Below are 23,967 nucleotides of genomic sequence, written 5' to 3' on the forward strand. Positions count from 1 at the left end.
GGCCTTCACATCAGCGGCCACGTAGAGCGAGCGGCGGAACTGGGCGTTGGCCCGTTCGGACCCCAGCAGGTCGTACTGGGCGGCCCCCAAGGCCTCCCACACCGAGCGCGTGTCCCTGACCAGGGCGGTGAATTCCGCAGGCTCCAGGGAAAAGGCCGCGTCGGGCCCGCCATCGCCTCTCGCCAGGGTGAAGTGCTTTTCGATCACGCAGGCGCCCAGGGCCACCGCCCCCACCGCAGCCGCCGTCCCAGGGGTGTGGTCCGACAGGCCGATGAGGCAGCCAAACCGCGTCTCCATATCGGGAATGGTCCGCAGGTTGGCGTCAGCAAAGCTCGCCGGATAGCTGGAGACGCAATGCAGCAGAATGACGCCGTCGGCGCCGGCCCCCAGGGCCACGTCCCGGGCCGCCTCGATCTCGGCGAGATTGGCCATCCCGGTGGAGATGATCAGGGGTTTGCCGTGCCGCGCCGCATAGGCGATCAGCGGCAGGTCGACGGCCTCGAAGGAGGCGATCTTGTAGGCCGGGGCGTCCAGGCTGGCGAGGAGATCGACGGCGGTCTCATCGAAGGGGCTGGAGAACAGGATCACGCCCCGGGCGCGCGCCCGTTCAAACAGGGCCGGATGCCATTCGTAGGGAGTCTGGGCCTCCTGATAGAGCTCATGCAGGCTGCGCCCGTCCCACAGCCCGCCCTCGATGCGGAACTCCGGCCGGTCCACATCCATGGTGATGGTGTCGGCGGTGTAGGTCTGAATCTTGATGGCGTCGCAGCCTGTGGCGGCGGCCGCATCGATCATGGCCAGTGCGCGGTCGAGATCGCCGTTGTGATTGCCGGACAGCTCACAGATCACGAAGGGGGGATGGCCCGGGCCGATCTTTCGGCCGGCGATCTCAATCTCAGTCATCTCGGACACGACGGGGTTCCCTGCGCAGGAGGATAGTCTAGCCCAGGGCGTCAAAACAGGCGGTTAAATCGACGTTTTGGGACCTTTTCGCGCCCTTGCGACCCCAAAAACAGCCCCAAGACCAACCCCAAAGGCGACCCCCAGGGCCACGCTGCCCAGGACGGCGCCCGCGCCCGCGCCCAGGGCCGTACCCACGCCCAGCCAGGCTCCTGTCGTGCGCAGACTGCGGCGGCTGGCCGTGCCCCCTGGCGCGAGATCGGGACCCGCAGGCGGCGATGTCGCAGCGGTCGAAGGCGCTGGCGGAGGGCTCGTGGGCTGGTCGGTCATGATGGCCGAACGATTGGAGGCGGTGTCTTGTTGCATCCGCACCCTCGCGCATCGCGGAATCTTCTCTAAATAGGACCCATGTCTGAGCCCCGCACCACACGCTGCCTCATCCTCGGGTCCGGCCCCGCCGGCTATACCGCCGCCATCTACGCCGCCCGCGCCCTGTTGAATCCCGTCATGATCGCGGGCATCCAGCCCGGCGGCCAGCTGACCATCACCACGGAGGTGGAGAACTATCCTGGCTTTGCCGAGGCGATCCAGGGTCCCTGGCTGATGGAGCAGATGCAGGCCCAGGCCGCCCATGTGGGGACCGAGATCATCAACGACATCGTCGTTTCGGTGGACCTGTCGCAGCGACCGTTCCGCCTGGTCTGTGATTCCGGTGATGTGTGGCTGGCCGAGACCCTGATCATCGCCACCGGCGCCCAGGCTCGGTGGCTGGGTCTCGACAGCGAGCAGAAGTTCCAGGGCTACGGCGTCTCGGCCTGCGCCACCTGCGACGGCTTCTTCTATCGCGGCAAGGAGGTCGTAGTGGTCGGCGGCGGAAACACCGCCGTGGAAGAAGCCCTGTTCCTCACCAACTTCGCCTCCAAGGTCACCCTGGTCCACCGCCGTGGCGAGCTGCGGGCCGAGAAGATCCTGCAGGAGCGCCTGTTCGCCCATCCCAAGATCGAGGTGATCTGGGACAGCGCCATAGATGAGGTGCTGGGCGACAGCGACCCCATGGGGGTCACCGGAGTGCGTCTGAAGAATGTGAAGACCGGCGCGACCCAGATGATCGACTGCGCCGGCGTCTTCATCGCCATCGGCCATGCGCCGGCCTCAGAGCTGTTCAAGGGCCAGCTGTCCATGGATGCGGCCGGCTATCTCGACGTGAAGCCCGGAACGGCGACCACCGAGATCGAAGGCGTCTATGCCGCCGGTGACGTGACCGACGACGTCTATCGCCAGGCGGTGACCGCGGCCGGCATGGGCTGTATGGCCGCCCTGGAAGCCGTAAGGTTCCTGGCCGAGGAAGACCATCGCAAGGCGCACAATCCGATCAGCCACGCCGAAGCCGAGAAGATCGGCGCCTGGTAGGCGTTTCCCCCGACGACTAGACGAGGGCCTATGACCAATCTGATCGTACGCGGGGGCCGCCCCCTGCGGGGCGAAATCACGCCCTCCGCCAACAAGAACGCCGTCCTGCCTGTGCTGTGCGCGACCCTGCTCAGCGACGCGCCCCTGGTGCTGCACCGGGTTCCGGACATCACCGACGTGCGCAAGATCCTGGAGTTCTTCCAGTCCCTGGGCAGCCAGGTGGACATGGACTACGCCACCGGGACCTTGCGCCTGCACCATGGTGAGAACCTGCGGGCCGAAGGCGCGCACCTGCCGCTGGGCATGCGCTCCTCGGTGATGCTGATCCCGGCCCTGCTGCACCGGTTCGGCCAGGCGAGCCTTGAGGACGAGGCCAAGGGCTGCACCCTGGGCGCCCGGGAGATCGACCCGCACCTGGAGGTGTTCGAAGCCTTCGGCGCCCGGGTCGAGACCCGTGACGGCGCGATCCTGATCTCGACGCCCGACGGCTTCCACGCCACCCGGCACTGGCTTGACTACGCCTCGGTGACCACCACCGAGAACTTCGCCATCTGCGCGGCCACGGCCAGGGGGACCTCGCAACTGGTGAACGCCGCCTGCGAACCCCACGTCCAGGAGTTCTGCCGCTTCCTCATCCAGATGGGCGCCAGCCTCCAGGGGGTCGGCGCCTCCACCCTGACCATCGAAGGGGTCGAGCGGCTGGGCGCGACCACCTTCACCTTCCAGGACGACTTCCATGAGGTGGCCACCTTCCTGGCCATGGGGGCCATCACCGGCGGCGATGTGGCGGTGCGCAACGGCGCCTCGGAGTCCTTCCCCCTGATCGACCGCACCTTCGCCAAGTTCGGGGTCGAGGTGGAGCACAAGGATGGCTGGTCCCGCGCGCGGCTGGACGGACCCCTAAGGGTGCGCCAGCCCTATACGAGCCACATCCTGCAGAAGGTCGAGGCGGCGCCCTGGCCCTATGTGCCGGCCGACCTGCTGCCGATCTTCATCGCGCTGGGCGTCCGGGCCGAGGGTTCGGTGATGTTCTGGAACAAGGTCTATGAGGGCGCGCTCGGCTGGACTTCGGAACTGGCCAAGTTCGGCGGCCATGCGGTGCTGTGCGACCCGCACCGGGTGATCACCTATGGGGGCAAGCCGCTGTTCCCCGCCGAGGTGGAAAGCCCCTACATCATCCGGGTGGCCATCGCGCTGTTCATGCTGGCCGCCAGTATCGAGGGCAAGTCGACCATCTACAACGCCGCCCCCATCAAGCGCGCCCACCCCAACTTCGTCGAGAACCTCAACGCCCTGGGCGCCGACGTGGAATGGGTGCTGGGGGACTGAGGGCGCCGGGCGGGAGCTCCCTCTAAACCGTCGTCCTCAGGCTTGACCCGAGGACCCATGAACACGGAAATCCGACGGCGTGCAGGGAGGCTCGGGTCTGGTCCGGGCGTGAGGGGAAGTGGACAGGGAGACGACCGCATGATCCGACATGCCCGCGCCGCCGATCATGCCTCCATCCGGGCTGTGACTCGGGCCGCCTTTGCGGGGGCCGGCGAGGCGGGCCTCGTGGAGCAGCTTCGCGCCGATGGCGACGTGGTGTTCGAGATGGTGGCCGAGGATCAGGGCGAGGTCGTCGGCCACATCCTGTTCAGCCGCCTGTGGGCCGATAGCGTGAACCTATACCTGGCCCTGGCGCCCATGGCGGTGCGCCCGGGCCAGCAGCGGCGGGGTCTCGGCTCGGCCCTGGTGCGGACGGGGCTGGAGTTTTGCAAGGAATGCGGCGCCCACGGCGTCGTGGTGCTGGGCCACCCCGACTACTATCCCCGCTTCGGCTTCTCGGCCGGCGCCGCCGCGCAGATCGCCTCGCCCTATGCAGGCTCACCGGCCTTCATGGCCCTGGCCCTTGAGGAGGGCGCCTTCGATATGCCCCTGACCCTGGCCTATCCGGACGCTTTCAACGGCCTTTAGTCGGTGGGGCCGCCGGCGGGCCGCGATGAGCCGTCAAGCGCAGCCTCGATCTCGGCCAGCCGCTCATTGATCTGGCGGACCTCCTCCGGGGTTGGCTGGCGTCGGGCGGGCTGAAGCACGCCGGCTACACGGGTCTGGGCCTCGCCAGCCTGGGGATCGGCGACCTCATAGGTGCGCACCTCGCCGGCCAGGGCCAGGGTGACCTGCCGGCCGGGCGCCAGCCCCTGGCCTGTGGGATCGATCAGCCCCTGGGTGCGGGGATCAACGCCCCCGAGGATGGCCACCGACAGGTTCTGCTCGCCGCCGCCATAGCGACTGGTGAAGGCCGGGGGCTCCCCCATGGGGCCGGTCCAGCGATAGAAGATGTGGGCTCCGACCTTGGTCATTTTCACCAGGGTGGGAGCCCAATAGGGGGCCACATAGTCGGCATGATAGTGGGTGGCCGAGCCGACGCCCGGCTCCACAAATCCCTGCAGGGCTTCGTTCGCCACGGCCTCGATCTGGCGCCACAGGGCGGGCTCCGGCGCCCAGGACAGCGAGCCGTCGCAGGTGAAGCTGAACTGACAGCCTGTGCTTCTGGCCGAGCCCTGAAAAACCACGCCGCAAACCGAGTTGGGATAGGCCGGGTGTCGGACGCGGTTCAGGACCACCTGGGCCACCGCCCGCTGCCCCATGCGAGGCTCCCGGGCGGCCTCATAGTAGATGGCCTGGCTGAGGCAGCGCAGGGCTTGGGCGCGGTCCTGGCGCGAGGCCTGCAGGATGAAGGGCTCCATGGGATTGATCGGCAGGCCGGCCACCGGGGTGAGCGCGTTGATCTCCCGGGCGGCCAGGTCGAAGGCTGTGCCGAAGCCCAGGGTCGGAAGCCTGGCCAGATCATAGGTCTCCCAGCCGCGCACCCGGCCCCAATAGTCCGTCCGGGGCGCCGGATCATGACGGCGCGCCAGGGCCAGCATGGCCGGGTCCATATCGGCGGTCAGTCGGCGAAGCCCGTCGTTGGACAGGCTGCGGGCGACCGTGGCCAACCCCGCGGCCCGCCCGGCGTTCAAGGGGCGATCATAGGTGGTCAAGCAGCCGCTCAAGACGAGACCCGCAGCGATCAGGGCGATGAGGCGGGAGAGCGCGTTCAATCCAGAGTCCAGTGTCTGCCCAGAATGCAATGTCTGCTGGGGTCAACCCCGCAAGGGACGAGCTATAGGCGACAACAAGGCGGCGAAAAAGCGGGCGCTCCTGGTCCGAGCCCTATGCTCTTGCATCCCGCCCGTAACGGTTTATATGTGAAACACCGGTTATGCTCTAAGTGAGCATATTTAGGCGCGCCCCGCCCTATCGTCGAGGCGCCCTTTTTTAGACCGGGGAAATGCTCACTTTGAGCATAAGGAGGATTTCATGGCTGACGGCTTTGCACCCCTCGCCTTCACCCCCGCGGTCGAAGCCGAAACCCAGGCCCTTTGGGAGCGGGTGAAGAAGCATGTCACCCCCATGGAGTGGCGCCTTCAGGCCCCGCTGATCTCCGAGATCAACCGCATCAAGCGCGAGAAGAACGCCGTCATCCTGGCCCACAACTACATGACCCCTGAGATCTTCCACGGGGTTGGTGACTATGTGGGCGACAGCCTGGGCCTCGCCAAGGAGGCGGCCCGGTCCGACGCGGCCATCATCATCCAGGCCGGCGTGCACTTCATGGCCGAGACCTCCAAGATCCTGTCGCCGGACAAGCGCGTCCTGATCCCCGACCTGCGCGCCGGCTGCAGCCTGGCGTCTTCGATCACCGGCGACGACGTGCGACTGATCAAGGCCCGCTACCCCGGCATTCCGGTGGTCACCTATGTGAACACCACCGCCGATGTAAAAGCCGAGACCGACGTCTGCTGCACCAGCGCCAACGCCGTGCAGGTGGTCGAGCATGTGGCCAAGGAATGGGGCGTTGATCGGGTGATCCTGATCCCCGACGAGTTTCTCGCGCGCAATGTGGCCCGCCAGACCGACATCAAGATCATCGCCTGGCAGGGCCGTTGCGAGGTGCACGAGCGCTTCGAGGCCAAGGACATCCTGGAGATGAAGGCCGCCTATCCCGGCGCCCAGGTCCTGGCCCACCCCGAATGCCCTGCCGAGGTGCTGGAAGTCTCCGACTTCGCCGGCTCGACGGCGGCGATGAACGACTATGTGCTGAGCAAGAAGCCCAAGCAGGTCATTCTCGTCACCGAATGTTCCATGGCCGACAATGTGGCGGTGGACGCGGTGGACACCGAGTTCCTGCGACCCTGCAATCTCTGCCCGCACATGAAGCGGATCAGCCTGGAGAACATCTACGAGGCCCTGATCAAGGAGCAGTACGAGGTGTTCGTCGATCCGGTGATCGCCGACCGCGCCCGCCTGGCCGTGCAGCGGATGATCGACCTGCCGCCCCCGGCGGTTCCGGCCCGCTATGACCTGGTCAAGGCTCGCCACCATGTGGATGTGGAGCTGATCTGATGGCCCATCGCACCCAGCACGACGGCGTCCTGGTCGTCGGTGCGGGTCTGGCGGGTCTGTCGGCGGCGCTCTCGGCCGCCCCCCGCAAGGTCCTGGTTCTGACCGGCGCGCCCCTGAATCACGGCTGCTCCTCGGCCTGGGCGCAGGGGGGCATGGCCGCGGCCCTGTCCGAGGAAGACGACGCCGCCCTGCACGCGGGCGACACCGTCGCCGCGGGCGCCGGCCTGGTCGACCCGGCGCGCGCCGCCCTGCTGGCGCAGGAGGGCGCGGCCGCTGTCCGCGTCCTCGCCGCCCTGGGCGCGCCCTTCGACCGGGACGAAGCCGGCGCCTTTTCGCTGAGCCTGGAAGCCGCCCATAGCCGCGCCCGGGTGGCCCGGGTCAAGGGCGATCAGGCTGGCCGCGCCATCATGGCCGCCGTCACCGCCGCCGCCCTGGGACAGCGGCACATCGAAGTGCGCGCAGGATTGCGCCTGCGGGGCCTGCTGCAGGACGCCGGGGGACAGATCCGCGGGGTGATCGTTGAGCAGGGCGGGCAGATCCACGAAATCACCGCCCCCGCCGTCATCCTGGCCACCGGCGGCATCGGCGGGCTCTATGCCGTGACAACAACCCCGCCGGAGCTTCGCGGCGAGGGCCTGGGCCTGGCCGCCCGAGCCGGGGCGATGATCGCCGATCCGGAATTCGTCCAGTTCCACCCCACCGCCATCGACATCGGCCGTGACCCCGCCCCCCTGGCCACCGAGGCCCTGCGCGGAGAAGGCGCCCGGCTGATCAATGGATCGGGCGCCGCCTTCATGGCCAACTATCACCCCGCCGCCGAACTGGCGCCCCGGGACGTGGTCGCCCGGGCCATCCATGCCGAGCGCGCCGCCGGCCGCGGCGCCTTCCTGGACGCCCGGGAGGCGGTGGGCGACCACTTCCCCGAGGCCTTCCCAGCGGTGTTCGCCGCCTGCCTGTCCGGGGGCATTGATCCGCGGGTCCAGCCGATCCCCGTGGCGCCGGCCTGCCACTACCACATGGGCGGCGTGGTCACCGATGAGAACGGCGCCACCACACTGCCGGGCCTCTATGCGGCCGGCGAATGCGCCTCCACCGGCGTCCACGGCGCCAATCGCCTGGCGTCGAACTCCCTGCTGGAGGCCGCCGTGTTCGGAACCCGGGCCGGCGCCGCAGCCCGGGACGCCGCCGAGGTCCGCAGTCGCATCCTTCACAGCGCGCCCGCCCCCATCCTGCCGGACCCCGCCCTGTCGGGTCTGCGCATGGCCATGAGCGCCGAGGCCGGCGTGGTGCGCGACGCACCCGGGCTGACCCGCCTGATCGACCTGATCGATGAGCTGGAAGGGGCCTATGGCCTCTGCGCTGACCTGACCGCCGCGCGCCTGACCGCCTGCTGCGCCCTGAACCGCAAGGAGAGCCTCGGCGCCCACTTCCGGCTCGACGCCCCTGAGGCGCCGGCGGAGCCCAAGCGCACCTTCCTCACCCTCAGCGCGACCTCGGGCGCGCCGGCCTGCATCGCCGCCGAATGACTGCGCCCCTTCCCGATCTGCTCATCACGCCCATTGTGCAGGCCGCCCTGGCCGAGGATCTGGGCCGGGCCGGCGATGTCACCGCCATGGCCTGTATCGACGCCGAGGCCCGACTGTCGGTGGCCTTCGTGTCGCGCAAGCCTGGGGTCGCCGCGGGCCTGGCCTGCGCCCGCCTGGCCATCCACGCCCTAGATCCCGACGCCACCTTCGAGATGCGAGTTGCCGACGGTGATCCCCTGGCGCCGGGATCTGTGCTCGCCACGGCGCAGGGGAACGCCAGGGCCATCCTGTCGGCCGAGCGGACAGGCTTGAACCTGCTGGGGCGTCTGTGCGGCGTGGCGACCTTGACGCGGGCCTATGTGGACGCCGTGGACGGGACGGGCGCGCGGATCGTCGACACCCGCAAGACCACGCCTGGCCTGCGCCACCTGGAAAAGTACGCTGTACGCTGCGGCGGCGGGGTCAATCATCGGTTCGGCCTGGATGACGCCATCCTGATCAAGGACAACCACATCGCCGCCTGTGGCGGGGTCGCCGAGGCCGTCCGCCGGGCGCGGGCCTTCGCCGGCCACCTGATGAAGGTCGAGGTCGAGGTCGACGGACTGGACCAGCTGGAGGACGCCCTGCGCTACGGTCCCGACGTGGTGATGCTGGACAACTTCTCCCTGGATGAGCTCCGCGCCGCTGTGGCGGCGGCCAAGGGGCGAGCCGTTCTGGAGGCGTCCGGCGGCGTAAATCTGCAGACCGTTCGGGCGATCGCCGAGACCGGCGTCGATGTCATCAGCGTTGGCGCCCTGACACACTCGGCCATGGCGCTGGACATCGGCCTCGACGCCATCTGATAACAGCCCGCCGTAACGTGCGGCAGGGAACACTGATGTCGGTCGAACTGGCGATCCACCACCTGGGGGGCGGTCTGGGGCTTGGTCCCAATCCGTTCGGACGCGACGTGGCCAATCTGGCGCTCTATCGCGCCTTCGCCCGGCACGGTGGTTATCAGCGCCTGCACATGCTGACCTCGGTGGAGACACCGGTAGCTCAGATCACCCAGGCCCTGCAGGGGGCGACCGCGCTCTCCACCCGGATCGAGACCGGCTCCCTTTTGGATTTGGCGCGGGCCCGGCAGGCCGGAACCCTGTTCCGGGGCAAGGCGGATCTGGCGGAAATGGCCTGGGCCCGGCGGGGATCAGGCCTCGACAACGCCTACAGCCTGGTCGGCCTGATCCATACCATCGCCCCGCCCCTGACGCGGGAGGAGATCGCCCAGGCGAGCCTGGCGCCAGTGCATCCCTGGGACGCCATCATCTGCACCTCACCGGCGGTCCATGCCTCGATCAGCACCATGTTCCGGGACTGGACCGACTATCTGGGGGAAAGGTTTGGGGGACCTCAACGTCCCATGCCTCACCTGCCGATCCTCCCCCTGGGGGTCGAGCTCGATGACATCACCGCCCTGGCGGATCGTCCGGACGCCCGGCGCCGGGCCCGCGAGCGCCTCGGACTGGGGGAAGAGGATGTTCTGGTCCTGTGGGTGGGCCGCCTGTCCTTCTTCGAGAAGGCCAGTCCACAGCCCATGTTCCGCGCGGTTGAAGAGGCTGGACGCCTGGCGGGACGGCCCCTGCACTTCGCCCTCGCAGGCTGGTTTCCCGAGGAATTTCATCGGGGGGTTTTCGAAGCCGCCGGCCGGGCCTATGCCCCCTCGTCGCCCCTGCACTGGGTCGATGGCAATGATCCTGAAATCCTCGGGGAGATGTGGGCGGCGGCCGATATCTTCCTGTCCCTGGTGGACAATATCCAGGAGACCTTCGGCCTGGCTCCGATTGAGGCCATGGCCGCTGGCCTGCCCATCGTGGCCAGCGACTGGGATGGCTACCGCTATACGATCCGCCATGGTCAGGAAGGCTTCCTGGCGCCAACCCTGATCCCGTCGCCAGGGCCGCCAAGCGCCACGCTCCTGCGCCGCCATCTGGCGCGGCTCGACACCTACCAGGCCTATGTGGGGCAGGCGGCGCAATATACGGCGGTGGATGTCGGCGCCGCAGCCAGAGGGCTGGCCGAGCTGGCGACCTCCCGGGAATTGCGTCAACGGATGGGGGCCGCCGGTCGCGCCCGGGTGCGGGAAACCTTCGATTGGAAGAGGGTGGTCGCCGGCTATCGCAGCCTGTTCGACGACCTCGCCGAAATCCGTCGCCAGGCGCCGCCAGCCGCGCCGGGCGCCCGACGGCTCAACCCGGTCCATGGTGACCCTTTCCTGGACCACCGGAGCTTCGCCACCGGCAGCCTCACGGCCGATACGCAGATCGCCCTGCGGCCAGGGGTCGATCTGGCCACGGAGCCGGCCCTCAGCGGCCAGGTTCAGCTCGACGCCTTTGGCGAGCCCTGGCGGGCCAGCCGGGAGGAGCTGCGAACCCTGACCAGGACCCTGGAAGGCGCAGGATGGAGCCGAGTTGGCGACCTGCTGGCCGCCATTGCGCCGGAGCGACGGGCGCGCACCACCTATGGCCTGGCCTGGCTCTGCAAGATGGGGGTCCTCGACTGGCGGTGAGCCTCAGCTCGTGTGCGCCCGCAGACGTCGGGCGGCCTCGAGCGCGCCGGCCCGGCGGTCATCGATTGCTGCGCCCATGGCGCGCTGCACCTGTTCCAGAATATGGGGTGGAGCCAGTTCAGGCCGCCCCCCCTCGAAGGGCGGAGCCGGGGCGTATTCGAGGCCGAGCAGCACCCGCCGCGCGGCGTCTTCCCCGAAGATCTCCGACGAGGCCACAAAGGCGAAGTCCAGGCCAGCCGTCACCCCACCGCCCGTGATGACATGGCCGTCCCGGCAGACGCGGCCCTCGTCCACCTCGACATCGAACAGGGTCAGGAGATCGCGCCAGGCCCAGTGGCAGGCGGCGCGCCGCCCCTTCAGCAGGCCGGCGGCCGCCAGGATCAACGACCCGGTGCAGACCGAGGTGACATATCGGGCCTCCGCGCCCAGGCGGCGGACCGAAGCCATATAGGCCTCGTCCAGCATGGCCGCCGTCGTGCCGAATCCGCCCGGCACACACAGGACGTCGCAGCCTTCGACGGCCTCCAGTTCAGCCAGGCGTGTGAACACCAGGCCGTCCCCTTCGATATCGGCCCCGCCGACAGAAGCCACCACCGTCTCGGCGCCGGGCATCCGGTTGAAGACCTGATGTGGCGCGGTGAAGTCCAGCTGGGTGACGCCCGGATACAGGGGAAAGACGATGCGGCAGGTCTGGGTCATGGAGTTGGGGTCCCTGTGGTTGACAGAGGCAGCATCCAACGATCAGGTGGCGGCTGAAATGACAATGTTCCCACGTTTTCCGACATGACCCGCCGCGCCGTCGCGATGCTGGTGTTTCCGGATTTCCAGATTCTGGACGCCGCAGGTCCGATCGCGGCCTTCGAGATCGCGGGGCGGCTGGCGCCCGGCGCCTATGAGTTGCAGGTGGTGGCCGCCACGCCAGGACCGGTGGTCAGCTCCTCGGGTGCCGCCCTGATGGCCGGGACGCTCAGCCAGACGCCCCTGGACACCCTGCTGGTCTCTGGCGGCGACGGGACCCGGCCTGAGCGGCTGGATCCGTCGGTGATCGCGCTGGCGGCCCAGGCGTCGGGCCAGGCGCGCCGGACGGCCAGCGTCTGTTCGGGCGCCTTCATCCTGGCCGAAGCCGGCCTCTTGGAGGGCCGACGGGCCACCACCCACTGGAGCCGCACCGCCGACTTCCGCCGCCGGTTCCCCAAGACCCTGCTGGAGCCCGACCGCATCTATGTGCGCGATGATCCTATCTGGACCTCCGCGGGCATCACGGCCGGCATCGACCTCTCCCTGGCCCTGATCGCCGAGGACCTCGGCGAGGCGATCGCCCGGGCCACGGCGCAGCAACTGGTGGCCCCCAGGCGGCGTCCCGGCGGCCAGTCGCAGTTTTCAGGCCTGGTGGAGATGGGTGGGGCCACCGGGCGGTTCGAAGGGCTGCTGAACTGGGCCGGCCAGCGCCTGTGCGAGGGGCTCAGCGTGGAGCGGCTGGCCGAGGCCTGCGCCATGAGTCCGCGCAACTTCGCCCGCGCCTTCGTCCGCGAGGTCGGCATGACGCCGGCCAAGGCGGTGGAACACCTGCGAGTCCAGGCCGCGCGACAGCGCCTTGAGGCAGGCGAGCCTATCGACCGGGTGGCCCTGGCGGTGGGGTTCGGGGACGCCGAGCGGATGAGGCGGGCGGTCCTGCGGACCTATGGCCAGCCGCCCCAGGCCCTGAGACGCGCCGCACGGGACCAGGGCTGAACCCGGTCCCGTGCGATTGCTTCAGGTCGCCTTGATACGATCGCCGCCATTGGCCGACTTGGTCTCAGCGGCCGTCTCGTCCGGGCTCGGCGCCTTGGCGGCGGCGGGCTTGGCCGGCGCCTTGGGCGCAACCACCTTCAGAGCCTCGCCCTCGGGGCTGGCGGTCCGGGGGGCGGAGGCCGGCTCCTGGGCGGGCTCGGCGGGTCCGCCCATGCCCATGGCCTGCGCCGTGGCGGGGCTCAGGGTGGCGGAGGTCAGACGGATATCGTTGGCGTTGTCCGCCCGGGCGCGCATTTCGGGGGTCTCGCCGACCCTGGCGTAGACCGGCGCCTCGGTCTGCTCAGGCGTCACCTCATGGGCGCTGGCCAGCATGCGGCTGGGCGCCGGATCACGGCCGAAGCGATAGAAGATATGGACGCCGACCTGGGTCACGCGGGTCAGTCGCGGCCCCCAGGCGGGCGCCACGGCGGTGGTGTGGAAGTGGGTGGCGCGGCCAACCTCGCCCATGACTTCACCAGACAGGGCCCGGTGGGCGACCCGCTCGGCGCGCCGCCAGGCGGTGGGCTCCACTCGGGCGCGCATGGCGCCGTTACAGGCGAAGCTGAACTGGCAGACGCGGCTGTTGGCGCCCTGGAACACAACCCCGCAGACGGTCTTCGGGAAGGCGGGATGCCGGACCCGATTGAGCACCACCTGGGCGACGGCCGCCTGGCCGGCCGGGGTCTCGCCGCGGGCTTCGTAATAGACCGCCTGGGTAAGGCACTCCATGTCCCGAGACGCCTCGAGCGCCCCACCGAGGCGGAACGGCGCGGCGGGAATGGGCGTTGGATTCAAACTGGCGCGCAGCAGGGGCGGCTGGTCATTGGCGACCGCACCCCGTTCCAGACGGGCGACCAGGATCGCGCTCTGGCGGTCCCGTTCGGCGGCGCCGGCGACGGTGAAGGGATCATGCCGGCGCGCGACGCGCAGAACGCCCGGGTCCATGCGCGCGGCGGCGTCCTGGAGCGCCTGCTCCGAGTAGCCGTCGGCCGCACCAGCCGCCAGTCGGGCGGCGCGGGCGTGATCTGATGCAGCGCCGGCCATGCCGCCGGCCATATAGGCGCCCCCAAGCGCCAGTCCGACCGTGGAGCCGAGAACGGCCGCAGTGGTCAGGGCACGCCAATCGGCGCGCACCCATTTTTCATTTTGCAAAACGTCCTGTCCTGTGCGGCGAGGGCAGCGCCCCCCGACATCATCGCTCAGAGAACTCCCCGCCTCAGTGCGGGTCGAAAATCTCGAAAACGAAGCCCGTCCGCATGGTTGACGCGACGGGTCTACGACAAAGTGATCCGCCTTATGACGGGTCCATGATGGATTCGCAAGGCGATATTGCGTCGCAGCGTAGCGCGACCATGGCGGGGCTCCTGAAGTCTGTGGGAACCTTGGCCGTTAGCGAACGTTTGTGTTCGACAACTCTGGGAGTCATCAACATGCGTAAGGTCCTTGGCGTCTGCGTCATTTCGGCGGGCCTTCTATTGGCCGCCTGTGGCCACAATGTGGAACAGCGAGCGGCGACCGGGGCAGTGGCCGGCGCGGTGGTCGGGGGTCCCGTCGGCGCGGCTGCGGGCGCCGCAGTGGGCACGGTGGTCAGCAAGAGCGTCGACCCCTAGGAACGCTGAAGATTCAGGCGAGACCTAGTCCGTCTGGATCATGATCCGCTCCGCGCATCGCCCTATCGCATGGACCTCAGCAGAGGCTTTGAGGCCGGGCGATGCGTCATCTCATCTTTTCCCTCAGCGTGCTGGCGGCCGCCTGTGCGGTCGCCTACGCCGGCGGCGGCCTGTTCTAGCTGCAAGGCCCCCTGCTGACACCATGATGTCAGCAGGGCCGCTGGCGCCCGGACGCCGGCGCGCCTACCTTCTGTGCCATGCCGCGTTCCAAGACCGCTCCTCCCCCGTCGCCCCAGGGCGTCGCCGACATGTCGGCGACCTTCGACTATGACGACTCGGCCCTGCCCATGCTGTGGAAGCCCCACCGCCCGGCCCGGCCGCCCAAGTCGGAGGGGGGAAAGCGCTTCAAGCTGGTCTCGGACTATCAGCCGGCCGGCGACCAGCCGCAGGCGATCAAGGAACTGGTGGCCGGCCTGGAGGGCCGCGAGCATGACCAGGTGCTGCTCGGCGTCACCGGCTCGGGCAAGACCTATACGATGGCCCAGGTCATCGCCGAGACCCAGCGCCCGGCCCTGATCCTGGCGCCCAACAAGACCCTGGCCGCCCAGCTCTATTCCGAGTTCAAGGCCTTCTTCCCGGAGAACGCCGTCGAGTTCTTCGTCTCCTACTACGACTACTACCAGCCCGAGGCCTACGTCCCCCGGACCGACACCTATATCGAGAAGGACTCCTCGATTAACGAGCAGATCGACCGGATGCGCCACTCGGCCACCCGGGCGATCCTGGAGCGGGACGACGTCATCGTCGTGGCCTCGGTCTCCTGCATCTACGGCATCGGCTCGGTGGAGACCTATACGGCCATGACCTTCACCCTGGCGCCGGGTGAGCGGATCGATGAGAAGCAGCTGATGGCCGACCTGGTGGCCCTTCAGTACAAGCGCAACGATCAGGCCTTCGAGCGCGGGACCTTCCGCCGCCGGGGCGACACCATCGAGATCTTCCCCGCCCACTATGAAGACCGCGCCTGGCGGGTCAGTCTGTTCGGCGACGAGGTGGAGACCATCGTCGAGTTCGACCCCCTGACCGGCAGGAAGACCGCCGACCTGGACGGGATCAAGATCTACGCCAACAGCCACCATGTGACCCCGCGGCCGACGCTCAACCAGGCGGTCCTGCAGATCAAGGCCGAGCTCAAGGAGCGGCTGGAGTGGATGGTGGCCAATGGCAAGCTGCTGGAGGCCCAGCGGCTGGAGCAGCGCACCACCTTCGACATCGAGATGATCCAGGCCACCGGCTCCTGCGCCGGGATCGAGAATTACAGCCGCTATCTGTCGGGCCGTCGGCCGGGCGAGCCGCCGCCGACCTTCTTCGAATACATCCCCGAGAACGCCCTGCTGTTCGTGGACGAGAGCCATCAGGCCGTGCCGCAGATCGGCGGCATGTATCGCGGGGACTATCGGCGCAAGTTCACCCTGGCCGAATACGGCTTCCGCCTGCCCTCCTGCCTGGATAACCGCCCGCTGAAGTTCGAGGAGTGGGACGCCATGCGGCCCGACACCGTGCATGTGTCGGCAACGCCGGGGTCCTGGGAGATGGAGCGCACCGGCGGTGTCTTTGTCGAACAGGTGATCCGGCCCACCGGCCTGATCGATCCGCCGGTGGAGGTGCGCCCGGTCTCCAAGGACGGCTTCTCCCAGGTGGACGACGTCATCGACGAGGTGCGCCAGACCATCGCCCAGGGCTATCGCGGCCTGATTACGGTCCTGACCAAGAAGATGGCCGAGGACCTGACGGAGTACATGCACGAGCAGGGCCTGAAGGTCCGCTACATGCACTCCGACATCGACACCATCGAACGCATCGAGATCATCCGCGATCTTCGCCTGGGGGTCTTCGACGTGCTGGTGGGGATCAACCTGCTGCGCGAGGGCCTGGACATCCCCGAGGTGGGCCTGGTGGCCATCCTGGACGCCGACAAGGAGGGCTTCCTCCGCTCGGAGACCTCGCTGATCCAGACCATCGGCCGGGCGGCGCGGAACATCGACGGCCGGGTTATCCTCTATGCCGACCGCATCACCGGCTCCATGGAACGCGCCATGGCCGAGACCCAGCGCCGTCGGGAGCGCCAGAAAGAATACAACGCCGCCCACGGCATCACGCCCGAGAGCGTGAAGAGCCAGATCAAGGAAATCCTCTCCAGCGCCTATGAGAAGGACCGCCCCCTGGTCCGCACCGAGCTGGCCGAGGAGGCCAAGCCCTTCATGGGCGACAACTTCAAGGCCACCCTGCGCGACCTGGAAGGCAAGATGCGTCAGGCCGCCGCCGACCTGGAGTTCGAGACCGCCGCGCGCCTGCGTGACGAGATCAAGCGCCTGAAGCTCATGGACCTGGAATTCGCCAACGAGGTCCTCACCGGCGAAGGCGAAACCGTCGACCGCTCAGCGGTGAAGCGGGTGAAGGCCGAGGCCCGCGCCGAAGCGCAGGAACGGTTCCGGAAGGGGCGGCTGTAGGGGGTTCAAGGCCCCCTATCGGTTATCGCAGGAAAACTCCCGCCCTGGAGCAAGCAAGCCCCCTCCCACCGTGGCCGAAAAGCCCCACATGACGGTTCAGCGACGGCGAGGGCGGAACCTACGGCGTCGCCATTCGTAGATGTTTCAGATCAGGGGCTGGTCGTGGCGAGGTTTTCTCTGGGCCTGCCGCAGCGCCGACAACATTAGAATGGGATGATCCATGTCACCGTCTTTCAGCGTGGCGGGCGCCGACGGCAAGGTCGTCGCCCTCGACCCGACGAAACCTGAAACCGCCGTGGCCGAGCGTGTGCGCCGGCTGCAATCGGAAGCCCGCAGCCTGGTGGGCGAACATGTGCGCGCCCTGGAAGCGGCCCTGCAGGATGTGGAGCGGTTGAGCGCCGAGATCGCTGGCGGCGGGGAGCTCTATCCCCCCGGCATCCGCGAGATCGCCCGGCGGCTGACCGAGGACGCCGAGGTCAAGGCTCAGGCCCTGGAAGCCATCATGGCCCGCAACTGAACAGGGGCGGAAGCGGTCTGATCAGTCCTCGTGCGGCGCCTTGCGGCGCAGGGGGGCGATCGCCGCCCCGCCCTGGGGCCCCACGGGGCTGAAGGCCGGATTGGTCTCGATGTCCCGGCGGCGCTGATCGCCGTCGGAACCCGGCTCCCGCGGCGGTTCGCGCGTCTCGTCCTTCTTTTCCCTGGTCATGATACGAGGTCCCGATAGTCGGGGCTGCGACGCAACCAGGCGGCGGCATAGGAGCAGATGGGGGTGATCTTCAGGCCCCGGTCCTTGGCGTCCTGGGCCAGGGCGTTCATCAGTCGGCCGGCCGCGCCGGTGCCCCGCAGGGCCACAGGGCTCTCCACATGGTCGATATAGAGGCGCTCGCCCTGAAGCCGGTAGTCGGCCCAGGAGGTCTGGCCCTGCTCGTCCATCTCGTAGCGCGCGGCGTCGGTATTGTTTCGAAATTCGCTCATCATGCCCTCAGCAACGGGCTTAACCCCCGTTTCGATCCCGGCTAAGCCTGGAGACCGATGATGACGGCTCGGTGGGAGATGGGAAAGATGCGCAGACGCTCAATGATGGCGGTCCTCAGCCTGGCGACGCTCGCCCTGGCCAGCTGCAACCGCGGCGGCGAGGAGACGGCCCAGGACGAGGCGCCCGCCACCGTGGAGGCGGAGACGCCTGCGGTCGGCTCGGCTGCGGCCCCGCCCCCGCCCAAGCGCAAGCCGGGCCTGTGGGAGCAGCGGGTCTCCACCGAGGGCATGGTCCAGGTGACCCGCATCTGTTTTGACGAGGCCCTGGAGTCGCGGCTGGGCTGGTGGGGGCAAGAGGCCACCAATGAGGGCTGCGAGAAAAACCTGGTCACCCGGCGCATGGATGGAAGCTGGCAGTTCTCGTCGGTCTGCGACATGGGTTCGGGCGGCAAGACCACCACCTCAGGCGTCGCCACCGGCGACTTCGACCGCCGCTATGTGATCAAGGCGGAGAGCTCGACCGTGGGCGCGGCGGCGCCGCAGATGAACGGGACCCGGGAGATCAATATCGAAGGCGTCTGGCAGGGCGCCTGTCCTGACGGCTTCCGCCCAGGCGACATGGAGCTGCCCGGGGGGATTCGCATGAACCTGCTGGACATGGCGGCCGCCGGGGGCGGCTGAACCAGGGGCGCGCCTGGCCTATCGGTCTGGTCCAGGCCGATAGGCTAGCTGCGGCGCGCCACGGCGAAGTCGGCCAGGTCTTCCAGGGCCGCGCGCCAGTCGCTGGCGGGAAAGACCGACAGGGCGGCCTTGGCGCTCTCGGCGTAGCCGGCGGCGGTCTCAAGGGTCACTTCGAGGGCGCCGGAGTCCTGCACCAGGGTGCGGGCCCGTTCGAAGTCGGCCTCGGTCTGCTCCCGGGCGTCGACAGTGCGCATCCAGAAGGTCCGCTCCTGGGCGCCCGTGCGCTTGATGGCCAGGATCAGCGGCAGGGTGGCCTTACCCTCCCGGAAGTCGTCGCCAGGATTCTTGCCCAGGGTGTCGCTGGCGCCGGAATAGTCCAGGGCGTCGTCCACCAGCTGGAAGGCGAGGCCCAGCTCCTGACCGAACCGGCGCAGGCCACGGCACTGGTCGGGGCTGGCGCCGGCGCCGACGCCGCCGGCTTCGGCCGCCGCGGCGAACAGCTCGGCGGTCTTGGCCTTGATGATCTGCAGATAGACCGCCTCGTCCAGGTCCAGGTCATGGGCCCGGGTGAGCTGGAGCACTTCGCCCTCGGCGATCACCCGGCTGGCCCGGGCGAGGATTTCCAGGGCGGCCATGGAGCCGGTCTCGACCATCAGCTCGAAGGCGCGGGCGAACAGGAAGTCGCCGACCAGGACGCTGGACGGCGCGCCCCAGATCAAATGGGCGGCGACCTTGCCGCGGCGGAGCTCCGAGGAATCCACCACGTCGTCATGCAGCAGGGTGGCGGTGTGAATGAACTCCACAGCCGCCGCCAGCTTGCGGCAATGGTCCTCGGTCGAGCCGGCCAGTCGCGCCGCCGCGACGGTCAGCAGGGGGCGCAGGCGCTTGGCCGAGCCGCCAATCAGGTGCTCGGCCAGGGCTGGAATGACCGACACAGGGCTCTGCATCCGGTCACGGATAAGGCTGTCCACGCCGGCCATGTCCGAAGCGGCGAGGTTCAGCAGATTATCGAGGCTGACCGGCTTGGCCCGGGGATCTGCGGCGGCGGCGTCCACGACAAAAGCACTCCAGATAGGACGGCCCATTGCGGGGCCGCCGTTGCGTCCGGACAATGGTCACGCGATAGGGGGCGGTCAAGGCGCGCCCGCGCATCTGGAGCCGCTGATGTCCTCGCCACCACAAGCCCCGCTCGACGCTGTCACCGAGAACCGTCTGATGGGCGGGCGGGTGACCCTGCGTCAGCCGGCCCGGGGCTATCGGGCGGGCCTCGACGCCGCCCTGCTGGCGGCGGCCTGCGACGCTGGCCCAGGCGCCCGGGTGCTGGAGGCCGGCTGCGGGGCTGGCGGAGTGCTGATGGCCGCCGCGGTCCGTTGCCCAGGGGCGACCTTCCTGGGAGTGGAGCGGGACCCGATCGCCGCCGCCCTGGCCCGGGAGAATGCGGCCTTGAACGGGTTAAGCGCTCAGATCGAGGTTCTGACCGGCGATGTCGCCGCCGGCTTCGCCGCCCTCGGCCATCCGGTCTTTGACGCCGTCCTGGCCAATCCGCCCTTCTTTGATGATCCCAATAGCCTGCGCGCGCCGTCGGCCGAGAAGACCGGCGCCTGGTTGGCCGATGACGGGTTGGAGGCCTGGACCGGTTTTCTGCTGAAGGCTGTGCGGGAGGGCGGCAGCCTCACCATGATCCACCGCGCCGACCGGCTGGCGGACCTGTTGAGCGGCCTCGGCGTGGGGGCCGGCGCATTCCAGATCCTGCCCATCCATCCCTTCGCCGACGCAACGGCCAAGCGCGTTCTGGTGCGGGCGCGGCGGACGGGAAAGGCGCCCCTGCGGCTGTTGCCGCCCCTCATCCTGCACGCGCGAGGGGGCGCCGAAAAACACACGGCGGAGGCCGAGGCCATCCTCCGCGGCGAGGCGCACCTTAAGTGGCTGTGACAAGCGCCACAATAAGCTGCTGATTTTGCGAGACAATGCGCCGCATGGGCGCCCCAATTGCGCCCTATAGGATCACGCAACAGCAAGGGCTGCCTGAAACCGCGCCAGTGGCGCCGTCCGGGCCTTGCCGAGATAACCGCCTAAACCCGCCGGGGTTCCCGGCCCGTATCGAAGAGAAAAGAGTTTTGAGTTCTTCTGACGTGACGGCCCGATTGGACGGGCGATTTGCAGCATCTCGCCTCTTCGCCATCACCGCCGCCACCATGGCCGCCACCATGGCCACCAGCGCCGTCGCCGATGCGAGCAGCGGGCTCGTCGACCGCCTGTCCCAAGTCAAGGCTGTCGCCGCCCTGCAGCAGCCGGTGGCGCGGACCATTGTTGTCCGGGAACTGCAATGGGTCGGCCAGGACATTGACGGCGACGGACAGCCCGACTTCGTCAACCCGACCGGCCTCGCGCCCCGCGACCATGACGCCTATGGCTCCGGCGCCTATGGGGCGTCCCGTGACGGGGGCAGCCGTCACCACGAAGGCGTCGACTACGCCGCCGTCGCCGGCCAAACCGTGGTTGCGCCGATTTCCGGCTATGTGACCAAGATCGGCCACGCCTATGCCAGCGACCCCAGCCTCAAGTTCGTAGAGATCAGCAACCCGGCGCTCGGCTATGAGGCGCGGGTCTTCTATGTGAACCCCGACGTCCAGGAGGGTCAGGCGGTGCGCCTAGGCTCCCCCATCGGCACCGCCCGGGGCCTGCAGGACAAGTATCCCGGCGGCATGACGGACCACGTCCATCTGGAGCTGGCCAAGTCCAAGGCCCGCTTTGACGCCACCGAGGTCATCGTCGCCCGCTACGTCGCCGTCGAGACCACCGCCGACTGAGGCCCCGCGCGGCGCCCTCACCTGCTGCGCCCGCATTCTTCGCTTGCCGAATGCTGTTCGGAAGGTCGGAATGGTCCCGAAGCAGCGCGGACCCTTAGGGGTCGAAGCGCCGGACAAGGGCGGTCAACGCCCAGGGAGGATGCGATGAATATCCGAGTGAGCCCGCAGGACGACTCCGTCGAGGCCGTTGAGGCGACCCCGCTGGCGGAGCTCAATCCGGGCCGGGCGGCGCGCTTCCAAGAGGACACCATCTGGCCGGTGTTCGAGCGCCTGCGCCGGGAGGATCCGGTCCATCTGACCGAGGAAAGCGAATTCGGCCGCTACTGGTCGGTGACCAAGTGGGACGACATCCTGGCCGTCGACACCAATCACGAGGCCTTCTCCTCGGCCGAGGGCATCACCCTGCCCAACCTCGAAGCGGTCGAAGCCCAGCGCAAGGCCCTGGGCGAGGATCGCCCCCGCCGCGCCGGGGCCGGCTTCATCACCATGGACGAGCCCGACCATGGCCGGCAGCGCAAGGCGGTGAGCCCGACGGTGGCGCCGGGCAACATCACCAAGATGTCCCCCATCGTGCGCGAGCGGGCGGGCCAGATCCTCGACTCCCTGCCCATTGGCCAGGAATTCGACTGGGTGGACCTGGTCTCCAAGGAGCTGACGGCGATGACGCTGGCCACGCTCTTCGACTTCCCCTTCGAGGACCGGCGCAAGCTGACCTTCTGGTCCGACGTGGTCACCAACGCCCCTGGCCACGGCCCCGTGACCAGCTGGGAGCAGAAGGCCCGGGACATGATGGACTGCTTCGGCACGTTCAAGCAGATCTGGGACCAGCGGGTGGACGCGGCCGAGCCGGGGATCGACCTGATCTCCATGATGGCCAACAACACCGCCACCCGGGACATGCCGGTGCAGGAGTTCCAGGGCAATGTGATCCTGCTGATCGTCGGCGGCAACGACACCACCCGCAACACCATATCCGGCAGCGTCTACGCCCTGAACAAGAACCCCGACCAGTACGCCAAGCTGCGGGCCAATCCCGACCTGATCCCGTCCATGGTCTCGGAGACCATCCGCTGGCAGACGCCGCTGGCCCACATGGCCCGGGTGGCGACACGGGACATCGAGGTAGGCGGCAAGCTGATCCGCGAGGGCGACCGGGTGGTCATGTGGTACATCTCCGGCAACCGGGATGAGAGCCGCATCGAGCGCCCCAACGACTACATCATCGACCGGGAGCGTCCCCGCGAGCACCTGTCCTTCGGCTTCGGCATCCACCGCTGCGTGGGCAACCGGGTGGCCGAGATGCAGCTGACCATCATCTGGGAGGAGATTCTCAAGCGTTTCCCGGAGATCAGGGTCCTGGCCGAGCCCCAGCGCACCTACTCAGCCTTCGTGCACGGCTACGAGACCCTGCCGGTGATCATTCCGACCCGGAACTGAGGCGAGCCGCCGCGCCGCCGGACGACGCCGCTCGGTCCGTCCAGAGGCGCCGGCTTCTGGCCTTGGCGTTTGGCTGATCTGGGTGGAGTCAGAACCGTCCTGAAATCCGCAGGGTGAGAGATCGGGTGCCGTAGCCGCCCGTCGCTCGTCGAGTCTCTATGCTCGTGAGGTTGGCGGGCTCAGAGCGATCTGGCAGGAAGAAGCGACGTTCTCGAACCTCCTGAGGCAGAAAGACATCGGCTGCCGTCAGTCGGATGACGAGGCCAGCGATAGCCGTCGTCTCAACATAGAGGTCGAGGTTCGCGCGATCCCAACTCATCGAGCGTAGCTCCCGGGCGCGGAAGACCGTGACTTCATCAGCCTGTTCCCACAATGCGCCCCAGGCGAGACGCTGCTTCGGGAGGGCTTGGCGAAGATCGATGGAATAGCTCCATAGAGCCTCGTCTGCGAAGGGGCGGGACTGCCCAGTCAAGGGATCATCAACGCGCGTCTCCTGGGCCTGACCGCGCAGTCTCAGTTCGGCCCGCGCCAGTCCGATGGCGTCCAGGGGGACCAGGGCGTCGACCCGCCCGCCAGCTCGCCAGCCGTCCCCCAGATTGCCGGGGGCGTCAAACTGCGAGCCCACAGGGATCTGGTCCTGCACGGCCTCCACGCGTTCATAGAAGGCCGTGAGGGTTAGGACGGCCTTTGGCCCAAACCGGCGCTCCCAGTCGATCTGCCCCCGCCAAGTGCGCTCAGGCTCCAGGTCAGGGTTTCCGAGATCTACGGTGCCGTCGAACAGGGACACCGCGCTTGCGAACTCGCTGAAGTCCAGTTGGGCGACGTCCCGTTCGAGACGAAACCGGAGTTGCTGGCTGGGGCTCGGCGTCCAGGTGGCGACGAAACGTGGCTTCACGAAGGTAAAGGTCCGCTCCTGGCTGGCGTCGCCCGACTGTGTGATGCGAGAGGTCTCGACGATCACCCCTTTCTCGATGCGAAGACGGTCTGACGGATTGGATGTTTGGCTCAGGAAGATCTCGCCTCGCACCTCCTCCACCCGGGTATTGGCCACGGGCAGATCGGTCGGCTGGCGGCCCCGACCGACATCGACATCGATACCGAGCCCGCTTTCCAGGTAGTTGACGGCGCCTTCAGCCCCAAGCTCGAGGCTGCGCCCCGGTGTCGGACGATAGGTCCAGGTGGCGCGGCCGATATATTCGCCGCTTTCGCTCTCCCGGCGGATGAAGGTGCTGCGGGCCGCCCCTGCGGCCGGTTGCGTCGTGTAACGCTCGCTCGACCCCTTGTCGCGGCGTGCGGCGAGGGCGAGGAGCTTTAACGCGGTTCTGGCAGAGAGCTGTCGCTCCCAGTCGGCGCCCATCTCGACGG

At 68.4% G+C, this 23,967-nt stretch carries 23 protein-coding genes; 15 read left to right on the top strand and 8 right to left on the bottom strand.

The window, feature by feature from the left end:
* Window positions 1–903: pseudaminic acid synthase (pseI, locus tag Q7V15_RS06235; RefSeq protein WP_304754588.1), on the bottom strand; the 903-nt coding region annotated here is incomplete at its 3' end.
* Between the two features lie 405 nt (window positions 904–1,308).
* Here pseI and trxB point away from each other — a divergent pair.
* From trxB to Q7V15_RS06250, 3 genes are all read left to right on the top strand, one after another.
* A complete protein-coding gene (trxB, locus tag Q7V15_RS06240; protein WP_304754566.1) occupies window positions 1,309–2,310 on the top strand; it encodes a thioredoxin-disulfide reductase in 1,002 nt (333 codons plus the stop codon).
* 30 nt (window positions 2,311–2,340) lie between these two features.
* Window positions 2,341–3,639, top strand: a complete 1,299-nt coding sequence (locus Q7V15_RS06245; protein ID WP_304754567.1) for a UDP-N-acetylglucosamine 1-carboxyvinyltransferase — start codon at window positions 2,341–2,343, stop codon at window positions 3,637–3,639.
* A 138-nt stretch (window positions 3,640–3,777) separates the two neighbouring features.
* The gene (locus Q7V15_RS06250; RefSeq protein ID WP_304754568.1) at window positions 3,778–4,266 is read left to right on the top strand and encodes a GNAT family N-acetyltransferase; all 489 of its coding nucleotides are present in this window, start codon (window positions 3,778–3,780) and stop codon (window positions 4,264–4,266) included.
* Here the strand turns inward: Q7V15_RS06250 and Q7V15_RS06255 are convergent.
* Window positions 4,263–5,393, bottom strand: a complete 1,131-nt coding sequence (locus tag Q7V15_RS06255) for a cell wall hydrolase (RefSeq protein ID WP_304754569.1) — start codon at window positions 5,391–5,393, stop codon at window positions 4,263–4,265. The genes Q7V15_RS06250 and Q7V15_RS06255 overlap by 4 nt on opposite strands.
* Before the next feature lie 259 nt (window positions 5,394–5,652).
* Here Q7V15_RS06255 and nadA point away from each other — a divergent pair, with 259 nt between their 5' ends.
* From nadA to Q7V15_RS06275, 4 genes are read left to right on the top strand one after another with little or no spacing between them, the layout of a single operon-like run.
* The gene (gene nadA / locus Q7V15_RS06260; protein WP_304754570.1) at window positions 5,653–6,738 is read left to right on the top strand and encodes a quinolinate synthase NadA; all 1,086 of its coding nucleotides are present in this window, start codon (window positions 5,653–5,655) and stop codon (window positions 6,736–6,738) included.
* Window positions 6,735–8,264, top strand: a complete 1,530-nt coding sequence (locus tag Q7V15_RS06265; RefSeq protein ID WP_370689778.1) for an L-aspartate oxidase — start codon at window positions 6,735–6,737, stop codon at window positions 8,262–8,264. The genes nadA and Q7V15_RS06265 overlap by 4 nt, the downstream gene beginning before the upstream one ends.
* On the top strand, window positions 8,261–9,106 hold the full coding sequence (gene nadC, locus Q7V15_RS06270; RefSeq protein WP_304754572.1) for a carboxylating nicotinate-nucleotide diphosphorylase: 846 nt from the start codon (window positions 8,261–8,263) through the stop codon (window positions 9,104–9,106). Before Q7V15_RS06265 ends, nadC begins: the two co-directional genes overlap by 4 nt.
* A gap of 35 nt (window positions 9,107–9,141) precedes the next feature.
* Complete coding sequence (locus tag Q7V15_RS06275; protein WP_304754573.1) at window positions 9,142–10,809, top strand: glycosyltransferase family 4 protein; 1,668 nt, start codon at window positions 9,142–9,144, stop codon at window positions 10,807–10,809.
* Between the two features lie 3 nt (window positions 10,810–10,812).
* On the opposite strand, the gene Q7V15_RS06280 is transcribed toward Q7V15_RS06275, so the two are convergent.
* Entirely contained in the window at window positions 10,813–11,508 is a 696-nt protein-coding gene (locus Q7V15_RS06280) for a DJ-1/PfpI family protein (protein WP_304754574.1), read from the bottom strand.
* Between the two features lie 84 nt (window positions 11,509–11,592).
* On the opposite strand from Q7V15_RS06280, the gene Q7V15_RS06285 reads away from it, so the two are divergent.
* The gene (locus Q7V15_RS06285; RefSeq protein WP_304754575.1) at window positions 11,593–12,540 is read left to right on the top strand and encodes a GlxA family transcriptional regulator; all 948 of its coding nucleotides are present in this window, start codon (window positions 11,593–11,595) and stop codon (window positions 12,538–12,540) included.
* A 21-nt stretch (window positions 12,541–12,561) separates the two neighbouring features.
* Here Q7V15_RS06285 and Q7V15_RS06290 read toward each other — a convergent pair whose 3' ends face one another.
* Window positions 12,562–13,713, bottom strand: a complete 1,152-nt coding sequence (locus Q7V15_RS06290; protein WP_304754576.1) for a cell wall hydrolase — start codon at window positions 13,711–13,713, stop codon at window positions 12,562–12,564.
* 296 nt (window positions 13,714–14,009) lie between these two features.
* Here Q7V15_RS06290 and Q7V15_RS06295 point away from each other — a divergent pair, with 296 nt between their 5' ends.
* The 3 genes from Q7V15_RS06295 (at window position 14,010) to Q7V15_RS06305 (ending at window position 17,216) form a co-directional block, all read left to right on the top strand.
* Window positions 14,010–14,189 (top strand): hypothetical protein, encoded by a 180-nt coding sequence (locus Q7V15_RS06295; protein ID WP_304754577.1) that lies wholly within the window; start codon window positions 14,010–14,012, stop codon window positions 14,187–14,189.
* Window positions 14,190–14,446: 257 nt separating this feature from the next.
* A complete protein-coding gene (uvrB, locus tag Q7V15_RS06300; protein ID WP_370689776.1) occupies window positions 14,447–16,699 on the top strand; it encodes an excinuclease ABC subunit UvrB in 2,253 nt (750 codons plus the stop codon).
* A gap of 220 nt (window positions 16,700–16,919) precedes the next feature.
* Window positions 16,920–17,216 carry a hypothetical protein gene (locus Q7V15_RS06305; protein ID WP_304754579.1) on the top strand — a complete coding sequence of 99 codons (297 nt, stop codon included), beginning with the start codon at window positions 16,920–16,922 and terminating at the stop codon, window positions 17,214–17,216.
* Window positions 17,217–17,237: 21 nt separating this feature from the next.
* On the opposite strand, the gene Q7V15_RS06310 is transcribed toward Q7V15_RS06305, so the two are convergent.
* Entirely contained in the window at window positions 17,238–17,405 is a 168-nt protein-coding gene (locus Q7V15_RS06310; protein WP_304754580.1) for a hypothetical protein, read from the bottom strand.
* Window positions 17,402–17,674, bottom strand: coding sequence for a GNAT family N-acetyltransferase (locus Q7V15_RS06315; protein ID WP_370689777.1), 273 nt, complete (start codon window positions 17,672–17,674; stop codon window positions 17,402–17,404). Before Q7V15_RS06315 ends, Q7V15_RS06310 begins: the two co-directional genes overlap by 4 nt.
* 87 nt (window positions 17,675–17,761) lie before the next feature.
* Between Q7V15_RS06315 and Q7V15_RS06320 the strand changes: the two genes are divergently transcribed.
* Entirely contained in the window at window positions 17,762–18,355 is a 594-nt protein-coding gene (locus tag Q7V15_RS06320; RefSeq protein WP_304754582.1) for a DUF3617 family protein, read from the top strand.
* A gap of 44 nt (window positions 18,356–18,399) precedes the next feature.
* Here the strand turns inward: Q7V15_RS06320 and Q7V15_RS06325 are convergent, their stop codons facing one another.
* The gene (locus tag Q7V15_RS06325) at window positions 18,400–19,410 is read right to left on the bottom strand and encodes a polyprenyl synthetase family protein (RefSeq protein ID WP_304754583.1); all 1,011 of its coding nucleotides are present in this window, start codon (window positions 19,408–19,410) and stop codon (window positions 18,400–18,402) included.
* Between the two features lie 109 nt (window positions 19,411–19,519).
* On the opposite strand from Q7V15_RS06325, the gene Q7V15_RS06330 reads away from it, so the two are divergent.
* The 3 genes from Q7V15_RS06330 to Q7V15_RS06340 all read left to right on the top strand — a co-directional run bounded on the left by Q7V15_RS06330 (window position 19,520) and on the right by Q7V15_RS06340 (window position 22,602).
* Window positions 19,520–20,287 (top strand): tRNA1(Val) (adenine(37)-N6)-methyltransferase, encoded by a 768-nt coding sequence (locus Q7V15_RS06330; protein WP_304754584.1) that lies wholly within the window; start codon window positions 19,520–19,522, stop codon window positions 20,285–20,287.
* A gap of 185 nt (window positions 20,288–20,472) precedes the next feature.
* Complete coding sequence (locus tag Q7V15_RS06335; protein ID WP_304754585.1) at window positions 20,473–21,165, top strand: M23 family metallopeptidase; 693 nt, start codon at window positions 20,473–20,475, stop codon at window positions 21,163–21,165.
* Between the two features lie 144 nt (window positions 21,166–21,309).
* On the top strand, window positions 21,310–22,602 hold the full coding sequence (locus Q7V15_RS06340; RefSeq protein ID WP_304754586.1) for a cytochrome P450: 1,293 nt from the start codon (window positions 21,310–21,312) through the stop codon (window positions 22,600–22,602).
* 88 nt (window positions 22,603–22,690) lie between these two features.
* Here Q7V15_RS06340 and Q7V15_RS06345 read toward each other — a convergent pair.
* The coding region (locus tag Q7V15_RS06345) for a TonB-dependent receptor domain-containing protein (protein ID WP_304754587.1) at window positions 22,691–23,967 on the bottom strand (1,277 nt) is incomplete at its 5' end.

It is taken from the genome of Phenylobacterium sp. (assembly GCF_030651755.1).
GTDB lineage: Bacteria > Pseudomonadota > Alphaproteobacteria > Caulobacterales > Caulobacteraceae > Phenylobacterium.